General features: G+C 42.4%; 14 protein-coding genes. 1 reads left to right on the top strand and 13 read right to left on the bottom strand.

Features of this window, described 5'->3' with window-relative positions; translation table 11 throughout:
- Positions 1 to 82 precede the first annotated feature (82 nt).
- The 4 genes from glmM to WMO25_RS08400 all read right to left on the bottom strand — a co-directional run bounded on the left by glmM (position 83) and on the right by WMO25_RS08400 (position 4,194).
- A complete protein-coding gene (gene glmM / locus WMO25_RS08385; protein ID WP_227081963.1) occupies positions 83 to 1,441 on the bottom strand; it encodes a phosphoglucosamine mutase in 1,359 nt (452 codons plus the stop codon).
- A 385-nt stretch (positions 1,442 to 1,826) separates the two neighbouring features.
- Entirely contained in the window at positions 1,827 to 2,696 is an 870-nt protein-coding gene (gene aroE, locus WMO25_RS08390; RefSeq protein ID WP_117539021.1) for a shikimate dehydrogenase, read from the bottom strand.
- Between the two features lie 369 nt (positions 2,697 to 3,065).
- Entirely contained in the window at positions 3,066 to 3,629 is a 564-nt protein-coding gene (gene efp, locus WMO25_RS08395) for an elongation factor P (RefSeq protein WP_015514585.1), read from the bottom strand.
- 64 nt (positions 3,630 to 3,693) lie between these two features.
- Complete coding sequence (locus tag WMO25_RS08400) at positions 3,694 to 4,194, bottom strand: YqeG family HAD IIIA-type phosphatase (RefSeq protein WP_015514586.1); 501 nt, start codon at positions 4,192 to 4,194, stop codon at positions 3,694 to 3,696.
- A 97-nt stretch (positions 4,195 to 4,291) separates the two neighbouring features.
- Between WMO25_RS08400 and sigK the strand changes: the two genes are divergently transcribed.
- Complete coding sequence (gene sigK / locus WMO25_RS08405; protein ID WP_349084954.1) at positions 4,292 to 4,912, top strand: RNA polymerase sporulation sigma factor SigK; 621 nt, start codon at positions 4,292 to 4,294, stop codon at positions 4,910 to 4,912.
- Here sigK and WMO25_RS08410 read toward each other — a convergent pair.
- The 9 genes from WMO25_RS08410 to WMO25_RS08450 form a co-directional block, all read right to left on the bottom strand.
- On the bottom strand, positions 4,909 to 6,144 hold the full coding sequence (locus WMO25_RS08410; RefSeq protein WP_117539019.1) for a peptidase U32 family protein: 1,236 nt from the start codon (positions 6,142 to 6,144) through the stop codon (positions 4,909 to 4,911). The two genes, sigK and WMO25_RS08410, sit on opposite strands and share 4 nt — an antisense overlap.
- 15 nt (positions 6,145 to 6,159) lie before the next feature.
- Positions 6,160 to 6,807 carry an O-methyltransferase gene (locus WMO25_RS08415; RefSeq protein WP_015514589.1) on the bottom strand — a complete coding sequence of 216 codons (648 nt, stop codon included), beginning with the start codon at positions 6,805 to 6,807 and terminating at the stop codon, positions 6,160 to 6,162.
- A 141-nt stretch (positions 6,808 to 6,948) separates the two neighbouring features.
- Positions 6,949 to 7,332 carry an endolytic transglycosylase MltG gene (locus WMO25_RS08420; protein ID WP_015514590.1) on the bottom strand — a complete coding sequence of 128 codons (384 nt, stop codon included), beginning with the start codon at positions 7,330 to 7,332 and terminating at the stop codon, positions 6,949 to 6,951.
- A 19-nt stretch (positions 7,333 to 7,351) separates the two neighbouring features.
- Complete coding sequence (locus WMO25_RS08425) at positions 7,352 to 9,025, bottom strand: ribonuclease J (RefSeq protein ID WP_349084956.1); 1,674 nt, start codon at positions 9,023 to 9,025, stop codon at positions 7,352 to 7,354.
- 63 nt (positions 9,026 to 9,088) lie between these two features.
- On the bottom strand, positions 9,089 to 9,556 hold the full coding sequence (locus WMO25_RS08430; RefSeq protein WP_215689540.1) for a Fur family transcriptional regulator: 468 nt from the start codon (positions 9,554 to 9,556) through the stop codon (positions 9,089 to 9,091).
- A 60-nt stretch (positions 9,557 to 9,616) separates the two neighbouring features.
- Entirely contained in the window at positions 9,617 to 9,880 is a 264-nt protein-coding gene (locus WMO25_RS08435; RefSeq protein WP_349084958.1) for a DUF1292 domain-containing protein, read from the bottom strand.
- A 46-nt stretch (positions 9,881 to 9,926) separates the two neighbouring features.
- Complete coding sequence (ruvX, locus tag WMO25_RS08440) at positions 9,927 to 10,394, bottom strand: Holliday junction resolvase RuvX (protein WP_015514593.1); 468 nt, start codon at positions 10,392 to 10,394, stop codon at positions 9,927 to 9,929.
- Between the two features lie 6 nt (positions 10,395 to 10,400).
- A complete protein-coding gene (locus tag WMO25_RS08445; RefSeq protein ID WP_117527427.1) occupies positions 10,401 to 10,661 on the bottom strand; it encodes an IreB family regulatory phosphoprotein in 261 nt (86 codons plus the stop codon).
- Between the two features lie 73 nt (positions 10,662 to 10,734).
- Positions 10,735 to 11,482: radical SAM protein (locus WMO25_RS08450; RefSeq protein WP_349084959.1), on the bottom strand; the 748-nt coding region annotated here is incomplete at its 5' end.

Genomic DNA, 11,482 nt, shown 5'->3' on the forward strand with positions numbered 1-11,482 from the left:
GATCTCCGGCATTGGCAGTGCGAACGTGCCTGATTTGGATGATGGGGTGGTCAATATTTAATAGAAGACGGACTTTCACCTTTTACTGGGCTACGGCGTGGCCTTTCTGGTAAATCACATCTACGACTTCTGAAACATATTTCTCACATGTTGCATCATCCGGTGCTTCTACCATAACACGGATAACCGGTTCTGTGCCGCTTTCGCGGACGAGGATACGGCCTTCACTGCCGAGTTTATCTGCAACAGCATCAACAGCGGCCATGACATCTTTGTCTTCTCTTGCTGTCTTCTTATCTCTGACTCGGACATTCTTCAGAAGCTGTGGATAAATGGTCACAGGTTCTGCCAACTTACCAAGAGACTGTTTCTCTTCCAGCATAACTTCCATGACTTTAATAGCTGTCAGAATACCATCACCGGTTGAAGCATATTTGCTGAAAATGATGTGACCGGACTGCTCTCCGCCGATACGATGACCATTCTGCTGCATATTCTCATAGACATATTTATCACCAACGTTTGTCTTCTCATAGTTAATGCCGACTTTATCAAAGGCTTTATAAAGACCAAAGTTAGACATGACAGTTGTAACAACCGTATTATTCGTCAGCTTGCCGTGTTCCTTCATATATCGGCCGCATACATAAAGAATCAGGTCACCATCGATAACTTTGCCATTCTCATCCACAGCTATGCATCTGTCTGCATCGCCGTCAAAAGCAAATCCTACGTCCAGCTGTTTCTCTTTGACAAAATCCTGCAGCACATGGATATGTGTGGAGCCGCAGTCTGTATTAATATTGAAACCATCCGGATGGTTATTGATCACATACGTCTTGGCACCAAGCGCATCGAATACACTCTTAGCAATCATCCAGGCACTGCCGTTAGAACAGTCAAGACCTACACGCATGCCTTTATAAGAACGTGTTGCCAGAGAAATCAGATAGCCAATATAACGATTTCTTCCCGCGGAATAATCTACCGTACAGCCAATCTTATCACCATAAGCTAACGGAACTTCACCGGACTCTCCGTCAAGATAAGCCTCAATCTCAGCAATGACATCTTCTGTCATCTTCTCGCCACGATCATTGATCAGTTTGATTCCATTGTCATAATATGGATTATGACTGGCAGAAATCATAATACCACAGTCAAAATCTTCTTCCGTACGCACCACATAAGCCACACTTGGTGTTGTAGTAACATGCAGAAGATAAACATCTGCCCCTGATGCAGTCAAACCTGCAACCAAAGCATATTCAAACATGTAACTGCTTCTTCTTGTATCCTTACCGATGACAACCTTGCAGGATTTGTCCCTTGCTGCGCCGTAATACCATCCGATGAAGCGACCCACTTTAAAAGCATGCTCAACTGTCAGTTGTTTATTGGCTTCACCTCTGAAACCATCTGTACCAAAATATTTACCCATTATATAGATCTCCTTAATTTCACAATATCGTAACTGTTCAGAGCCAAGCAAAATTTCAAAAAACAGGTATAAAATGCTTGCATTTTTAAGACTGTTTTTGAAATTTTATTTGGCGGATACGCCACACCGACGAAATGCGTAGCATTTTGGAGGTTAGTTCTGAACAGTTACACAATATCTATACCTGTCCAAAACAATGACATAAATTCGAACACATACATATTTATTATAGCGCGTTCTGATAATTATTGCAAACAGTTACGATGATTCCTATCCTGTATCATTTAGTTTCACGTCATCTGTATCATTTACTTTCACGTCATTATGTAAAATGTAAGTTATGCAGAACGCACATTTTCTCAATCAATTGAATATTGCTAATAGACTATCTTGTAAAATATTTTTCTTTAATGATATCCACCGGCATATCCTGCCCTGTCCAGATTTTGAAAGCCGCAGCTCCCTGATACAGCAGCATATACAAACCATTAAATGTCGGGCAGCCCTTTTCAGATGCCAGCTTCAAAAGCTTCGTCTGCTCCGGATTGTAAATAACATCCGATACAATCAGTTCCTTTCTGAAAACATCTGTATTCTTAATGAGGCAGGCATCTGTATTCGGTGCCATACCAACGGAAGTACCGTTTGTCAGAATATCACTGGTCTCAATACTGTCATACAGCGCTCTTTCATCAGACAGGTCGTGCAGTGTGACCTTACAGGAAGTCCTGGCTGTGATATTGGCTGTCAGCTTCTCAAGACGGCCATAGAATTGGTCTTTAATATTGAACACACGGATTTCTTTCAATCCGTCTAAAGCTGCCTGCACACAGATAGCTGTAGCAGCACCGCCACCGCCAAGAAGTGTCATAGTCTTGCCTGTCAGATCATAACCGGCATCTCTGGCTGCTTCCATATAGCCGATGCCATCCGTTGTGTGGCCTGTCAATACGCCATTGTCATTCACAACCGTATTCACTGCACCAATCAATTCTGCCGCCGGAGACAGCTTATCACAATATGTACACATCAGATTCTTATCAGGCATGGTCAGATTGAAGCCGCGGACACCGAGCACTTTCAGGCCTTCTACTGCTGTCTTTAAGTTATCTGTTCCTACATCAAAAGCCAGATACGCATAATCCAGTCCCAACTGTCTGAAGGATTCATTATGCATCATCGGTGAAATACTATGGGCTACAGGGCTTCCAAGAAGTCCTGTTAATACGGTATGTCCTGTAATTCTATCTTTCATTCTATTCTACCTCCAATATCAGACCTGATTCATATGCAGTCTTCGAATAATATCGTTTCTACGATACCATTCATTATCGCTGCAATACGCACCATACGGAGCATTTCATAATTTCCCAGGAAACAATTTCCAATGAAATTATAAAAGGGAGCATGCCAAAACCCGACAATGTCAGGCCAATGGCGATACTCCCTGTCTGTATTCCTACATAAATTCTTCCAACAACGAGATGAAACACGCTCTGCGAGTCTCACTTGTTATCGCGATATGTCTGCACTCCGTTTCGGACATTGCAGAACAAGCGCCACTGGCGCTTAGCAACGTCAAAGCCACATGCAAGCATGGGCTTTGACTCATTATTCGCGTAAATTAAACTCTCTTCAGATATTCGCCTGTTCTTGTATCAATCTGAATCTTGTCACCGATTTCAACGAACAGCGGAACGTTAATCTGAGCACCTGTTTCAACAGTACATGGCTTTGTAGCACCTGTAGAAGTGTTGCCTTTGAAACCTGGCTCTGTCTCTGTAACTTCAAGTTCAACAAAGAGAGGTGGCTCAAGGTCGAAGATCTTGCCTTTGTAAGACATAATCTTAACTGTCATCTCTTCTTTGACAAACTTCATTCTATCTTCAACTTCTTCATGAGGCATAGCGAACTGATCGAATGTCTCCTGATCCATAAAGTTGTAAGCTTCACCATCGTCATACAGATACTGTACTTCTTTTCTCTCGATGTAGGCTGTTTCAAACTTCGCTGTAGGGTTGAAAGATTCCTCTCTGATACCACCGTTCATAATTCTCTTATATTTTGTTCTTACAAACGCAGCGCCCTTACCTGGCTTAACATGCTGAAACTCGATAACCTGACATACATCATTATCATATTCAAATGTCACGCCATTTCTAAAATCACCTGCAGTAATTGTAGCCATTTATAAAATCCTCCTTAAAATACTCAATTAAATATAGTATATAAAATTATAGCACTTTTTTCAACTATTTTTTCATTGTTTTCTTATAAAAATAAAGAATAATCCATTCCAATCGTCGTTTTAATACGATCTGTATCTCCTCTTTTGGGTTGATCGGCTTCACAAGGATGTTGCGGATACCCACTCTTTTGGCTCCCCAGACATCCGTAAATAACTGATCACCAATGAAAACCGTCGTTTTTTTGTTAGTGCCGATCTTCCTCATTGCCTGCTCATAACCATTTTTTCCGGGTTTACCGGCCTTAAAAATATAGGAGACACCTATCTTTTCATTGAACATCTTCACTCGAGGCTCTTTGTTGTTTGACAATAAGCAACAGGAAAATCCAATCTCCCTCAGCCGCTTAAAAAGAGCAATGGCCCGCTCATCAGCCGGAGCGCCATGGGGTACCAATGTATTGTCAATATCAAAGATCAGTCCTCGATAACCCTCTTTGTAAAGTTGTTCATAATCAATGACATAGGCTGAGTCCAGCCATTCATCAGGATAAAATTGTTGTATCATGATCAAATCCTCTGTTTTTGCTGTTTGCTTTTTGGAAAAGCACTATTTTTCTCTCTGCGCATAAAATAAATAGAAAGCCGGCTAAAGGAGCATTGCCATGCAGTCATTCCCACAGCCCCTCTCTGCTGCGCAGGAAACCGTTTATCTCAGACAGTATCAAAATGGCGATATGCACGCACGGGATATTCTCATCGAAAGGAATCTCCGTCTTGTGGCTCATATTGTCAAAAAATATATGAACTCCGGCAAAGAAACAGATGAAATGATCTCTGTCGGCATCGTCGGTCTCGTCAAAGCAGTGAATACCTATAACTTTGAAAAAGGCAGCCGGCTGGCAACCTATGCTGCCCGGTGTATCGACAATGAACTGCTCATGCTCATGCGCGGCGATCGAAAACTTTCCCGGGAGGTCTCCCTTTATGATCCCATCGGCACAGACAAAGAAGGCAACGAAATCACGCTTCTCAGTATTCTTGAGCAAGAGGATGAAGATATCATCGACCAGCTGGATAAAAAACAGTCTCTCCGGAAGCTGTCAAAAATTCTTTCCAAAGTTCTGACGCCGCGGGAATATTTTGTCGTTATCCGTCGTTATGGTCTTTACGGCCATCATGAAACAACCCAGCGTGAGCTAGCCGAGCAGCTGAATATTTCCCGGAGTTATGTTTCCCGCATCGAGAAAAAAGCACTTGAAAAGCTCCGCCTTCAGCTGAACTAATTGTCTGATTTTTCAGCTCTTCGAAGCAGATCCTGATCACTCAGTTCAATACCAAGATCCACATAGATTTTCTGTTTTGGATGCGGGCAGCTTTCCATATCGCTGCCTTCTTCATCACAGATACGCAGTACTTTGACGGGCAGATCCCTGCCATCAGGCTTCATGACTTCAATCGTTTCGCCAACAGAGAATTTATTTCTCTGTTCAAGTCCGTACATTCCCTGACTGTTTTGTCCATTGATAATGCCAAGATAAGTATATTCCTTAACATAAGTATTGCTGTCATAAATCTGGGTCTCATGAGTCGGTTTGCCAAAGAAGAAGCCTGTCGTAAACTGTCTGTAAGTGCATTTGGCAATCTGTTCACGATAGTAAGGCAAGTTCTGTCTGTAAAGGTTCTCATCCTTCAGATAATCATCAATAGCTTTTCGATAGGTACGCGCCACAACAGCCACATAAAGTGCCGTCTTCATACGGCCTTCAATCTTAAAGCTGTCAATACCTGCTGCGATTAGTTCCGGAATATGCTCGATCATGCACAGATCCTTTGAATTGAAAATATAAGTGCCTCTTTCATTCTCATACACCGGCAGATATTCCCCAGGTCTGGACTCTTCCATGACCGCATATTTCCATCTGCATGGATGGGTACATGCGCCCTGATTGGCATCTCTTCCGGTGAAATAATTGCTGAGCAGGCATCTGCCAGAATAAGAGATACACATTGCGCCATGGACAAAGGTTTCAATCTCCAGATCATCCGGGATATGCTTTCTGATATCAGCAATCTCCTCCATTGACAATTCTCTGGCTGTTACAACCCTTCTTGCTCCCTGTCGGTACCAGAAATTGTACGTGCCGTAATTCGTATTATTGGCCTGGGTACTGATATGCACATCAATCTCAGGTATAATCTCTCTCGCAATATCAAACACACCCGGATCAGAAATAATCAATGCATCCGGCTGAATCACTTTCAATTCCTTAAAATATTCTCTGACACCCTCCAGATCCTGGTTATGTGCCAGAATGTTCGATGTCACATAGACCCTAACCCCATGCGCATGGGCAAAGTCAATACCTTCTTTCATATCTTCGAGAGAAAAATTCTTGGATTTTGCTCTCAGGCTGAAAACTTCGCCGCCGATATACACGGCATCCGCCCCAAAGATCACGGCCGTCTTTAATACTTCAAGACTGCTGGCCGGTACTAATAACTCAGGTATTCTCATTGTCATTTTTCTCCTCTATTCTGTCAGTTTCGTGCTGATGGTCACCCCATCACCAACGGTTAATACAGCTGTTTCAAATTCTTTCATATGTTTTAACTGCCACAGATAATCCCGCATTCTGCTGTAAATAGTACGATTCCGTCTTGTCACCGCAAAGCGGGATTCTATAATATCACCATCCTGAAGAACATTATCTGAAACAAGCAGACCGCCCTTCTTCAATAGTCTCAACACCTCCGGAAGAAAATGGATATACTGTCCCTTGGCCGCATCCATAAAAATAAAATCATATCCCGGTTCCAGACCGGCCATCACTTCCAGTGCATCCCCTTCGATCAATGTAATGCAGTCCTCTTTGCCGGCACGTCGGATATTCTCCCTGGCAATCGGAATTCTTTTCTCATATTTCTCAACAGTTGTTATGGTTGCTCCCGGCTCAAGACATTCGCTCATCAAAATGGCCGAATAGGCAACGGCCGTCCCGATTTCAAGTATTCTCTGTGGTTTATTCATCTTCAGCAACACCTTCAACAGACTCCCTGTCTCCTGACGGATGATCGGCACTCTGTCAGCCCTTGCCTCACGGCCAATTGCTTCGATGATTTCTGATTCCCTGCTGTCTAAAGAATGCAGATATGATGTCAGTCTGTCATTAACTATCATACTTTTCTCCTTCATTCTGTCTCGCTACATACCCAAATCATCAGCCGCTGCCGTTTTGCTCAGGCAGAGGCTGCATATACACGCAATGCAAAAAGCTGTTGCAGAACCGAAAAAACTTTCGATTCTGCCACAGCCCCCGACTTATTCTGTTGACGTTTCTGCAGTACCTGATCCTGCCATCACTGCAAGCATCTGATCCATCGTCATCGATGGACTCAGCTCATAATTGCCAGGCTTCAGCATGCCTTTATACTGAGACAGTCCAACATGTATAATAAATGCATATTTATACTTAATAAGCCCTTTCTTATCAAGAATGGCCGCAATTTCATTTGTACTGGCGCCATCACTGATCTGAACAGGTACAATCTCCTCAGAAGCTTCAGCAACCGGTCTGTCACCAAAAACTTCATATGCAAAGTCATAGGACCAGGTGATCACACGAATTGCCAAAAGAATCACCAAAATATAAATGATAACATTTAATGCAACACCAAAAGTACCTACGAATAATTTCTTTATCATAACGTTCTCCACAGCATCCTTATACTTCCATGATAATCGGAAGGATCATTGGATTTCTCTTTGTCTGTTTCCAGAGGAAGTCTCCCAGTGAATCTCTGATCACATTCTTAATCTTACTCCAGTCAGAAATATTGTGATTGAGGCAATCATCCAGTGCATCACTGACAACTCTTCTTGCATCTTCCATCAATGATTCAGATTCTCTCACATACACAAAACCTCTTGAAACAATGTCCGGTCCGGCCAACAGCTGGTTGCTATATTTCTCAAGTGTCAGCACAACAATCAGCAGACCATTCTGGGACAACATCTGTCTGTCTCTTAATACAATATTGCCTACATCACCAACACCAAGACCATCCACCATCACACAGCCATGCGGTACCTGACCGGTGATCTCTGCCTTTTCCTGTCCGATTGTGAGTATATCACCGGACTGCATCAGCATAATATGGTCTTTCTGTACACCCATAGTCTCAGCCAGTTTCGCACCGGCTTTCAGATGCTTATATTCACCATGAACCGGAATTGCATACTTCGGCTTTGTCAAAGCATAAATCAGCTTGATCTCTTCCTGGCAGGCATGACCGGAAACATGTGTATCCTGGAAAATAACCTCTGCACCCTTGCGGTAAAGTTCATTGATAACATTCGTAACCGCCTTCTCATTGCCCGGAATCGGGTTGGAACTGAATACAATGGTATCCCCCGGTTTAATGGAAACTTTGCGATGTGTATTTGCTGCCATTCTTGACAAAGCAGCCATCGTCTCACCCTGACTTCCTGTTGTGATCAGGACAAGCTTATCATCTGGATAGTTGCGCATTGTATCAATATCAATCAATGTATTCTCCGGAATCTTGATATAGCCAAGTTCTGATGCAATTGTAATGATATTCACCATACTGCGGCCCTCAACGATAACCTTACGACCATGTTCATAGGCTGCATTGATAATCTGCTGTACACGGTCCACATTGGATGCGAAAGTTGCAATAATGATACGGCTTTTCTTGTGGTCGTCAAAAATGCGACTGATCGTCTTGCCCACAGTTCTCTCAGACTGGGTAAAACCCGAGCGCTCTGCATTCGTACTTTCACAAAGAAGTGCCAGTACACCTTTCTTTCCAAGTTCTGCGAAACGAATTAGGTCGATCATCTCACCAAATACCGGTGTATAGTCAATCTTAAAATCACCGGTATGCACAATAATACCGGCCGGTGTATAAATAGCCAGTGCCGCAGCATCTGCGATACTGTGATTTGTCTTGATAAATTCGATTCTAAAACAGCCGAGATTAATGGACTGTCCATGTCTGACAACCTTTCTCTTTGTTGTCTTCATCATATTATGTTCTTTTAACTTGTGTTCGATAATACCCATTGTCAGCTTTGTCGCATAAACAGGTGCATTCACACTCTGAAGAACATAAGGCAATGCGCCGATATGATCTTCATGACCATGAGTAATGACAAAGCCCTTTACCTTTTCTATATTATCTTTCAGATAAGTCACATCCGGGATCACAAGGTCGATACCCAACATATCCTCATCCGGAAAGGATAATCCACAGTCAATAACGATAATACTGTCTTCATACTCAATACAGGTAATATTCATACCTATATGTTCAAGTCCCCCTAAAGGGATAATTTTGATTTTTTCATTTGATACGCCTTTATTTGCTTTCAAAAAACTGCACCTCCGTTAAATCACAGGATTCATACAATATTTCAAAAGAAACAAGACTTGCATCTATTCTGATTTTGCTCCGTCCTTCTTGCGGCATTCCGCACAGTGCCCATAAAGCTTCACTTCATGATTACTGACAACAAATCCCGTCGTCTGCTCAATCTTCTGTTCGAGATTATCAAGCAGATCTTCCTGAAATGCAAAAACTTTTCCACAGCTGACACAGATCATATGGTGATGATGATGGTGACTCTTCTGATTCGGTTCACCAATCTCATACCGTACATAACCATCATCCAAATTCAACTTGTCAATGAGGTTCATTTCTGATAGTAGCTGTATATTACGATAGACCGTAGCCAGGCCGATATCCGGCCAGTCCTTTTTCACAAGGTCATAGATTTCCTCAGCCGTCAAATGACACTCCGGCTGAGACAGAAGCACTTTTAATATAGCCATTCGCTGTGAGGTTGTTTTAAGTCCTCTTTCCTTCAGCAGCTTCCTGAACTCGCTCAATTGATCTTCTATCATGCTTCTTCTGCCTTTCTTTTCCTCTGCAATGTCTTGTAGCGATTGAAATTTCTGTATCAATCATTCATATTTCAAATCAATATCGTCCAGCATCTGTTCGAACACTTTGGAAATAACTTCCAGTTCTGTGCTGTCTTCAACAAACTCATAATAGGCCTCTTCGGTCTCAGCACCCGTCTCCTTCAGAATATAAGCATCCACTTCATCTTCTTCAGAATCTGTGACCAGCAGATAATTCACATTGTTGATCATTGTCTGTTCGATAACCATTAATTCGATTTCTTCATCATCGTCTGTTGTTAATGTAATTGTTTTTGTTGCCATGTTTCTACTCTCCCCATATTGCATACATGCATAAATCCAACTATAACTATATATCTTCCGAATCTTCTGATTCTGCCTGATTCTCCGAAAAGCTCTGATAATCCAGATACCCCTGCAGAATAAAGGCTGCCGCCATCTTGTCAATATAAGTCTTTCTGTCTTCGCGTCGAACATTACCCTCCATCAATACTCTTTCTGATGCAACGGTACTCATCCGCTCATCCCAGAGAATCACTTCAAGTCCTGTTCTACGCTCCAGTGCCTCTTTGAAAGCCAGCGTTTTCTCGACACGCTCACCCTCTGTGTCGTTCATATTCTTCGGATAACCAAGTACAATCTGTTCTGCTTCATATTCCCGGATCAAAGCCTCAATACGCGCATACGTCTTGCGGAGTTTATTCTCGTCCTTACGAGTAATCGTCTCCAGACCCTGAGCTGTAAAACCAAGAGGGTCACTGACCGCCACGCCAACAGTCTTCGAACCGTAATCTAATCCAATAATTCTCTTCTTCATCATGGGCTACTTCAGATTCACTTCAATGTAATTCTTGAGAAGTTCTTCAAGAAGCTCATCTCTTTCAACCTTCATGATCAGGTATCTTGCATTCTTGTAACTCGTCACATATGTCGGATCGCCGGACATAATATATCCTACAATCTGATTCACCGGATTATACCCCTTCTCCGTCAGTGCAATATAAACTGCTTCAAGAATGTCTTTGACCGCAATATCAGTCTCATTATTCACTTTAAAATACTGTGTATTCTTGTTATCTGCCACTCAATCACATCCCTTCTGTCAGATGGCTGATTATCCAAGGTTACTACTATCTTAATATATATATTCCAAGAATTCAATCAATTCTTTTACAAAACACAAATTCTTCATTTAATTTGCTGTTAATAGTGCCTTTTATCACCATGTTTGGTACTAATCCATCCATTTCAAAAGCACAGCGGATATAATTCTTACTGTGTCCCGTCATGTATTTCGTACCGTCAATTTCCGTTTCTTCCTCAATGAGGACAATCTGCTCCTGATCTTTGCAGGCTTCAAGAAAATCATCTTTCATTCTCTCTCCCAGTGCGATCAGTTTCTCACTTCTCACAGACTGGATCTGCGGATCAATCTGATTCGGCATATCTGCCGCTTTGGTTCCACGACGCTTTGAATACTTAAAGATATGCATATCCGAAAAATGAACCGTCTCAAGGAATCTTTCTGTCTGTGCAAATTCTTCTTCCGTTTCTCCCGGAAAACCAACGATCACATCTGTAGTCAAGGCCGGTCTGTCAAAATACTGTCTAAGGATTCCGCACTTTTCAAGGTAAAGTGCCGTTGTATAATGTCGGTTCATTCTCTTCAGTGTTTCGTCACAGCCGCTCTGCAATGACAAATGAAAATGCGGACAGATCTGAGGCACTTTGCAGAGGCGTCTGACAAAATTCTCTGTAATGATCCTTGGCTCCAGTGAACCAAGGCTAATTCTTTCAAGTCCCTCTATTCCAGATAACGCCTCAATCAAATCGATCAATGCACTGTTCTTAAAAGGTCCATAATCTTCCTGCTCATCCGCTGTATGTTCAAAGTCAAGACCATAG

It is taken from the genome of Coprococcus intestinihominis, from assembly GCF_040096555.1.
Classification (GTDB): Bacteria; Bacillota; Clostridia; order Lachnospirales; family Lachnospiraceae; genus Coprococcus_A; species Coprococcus_A intestinihominis.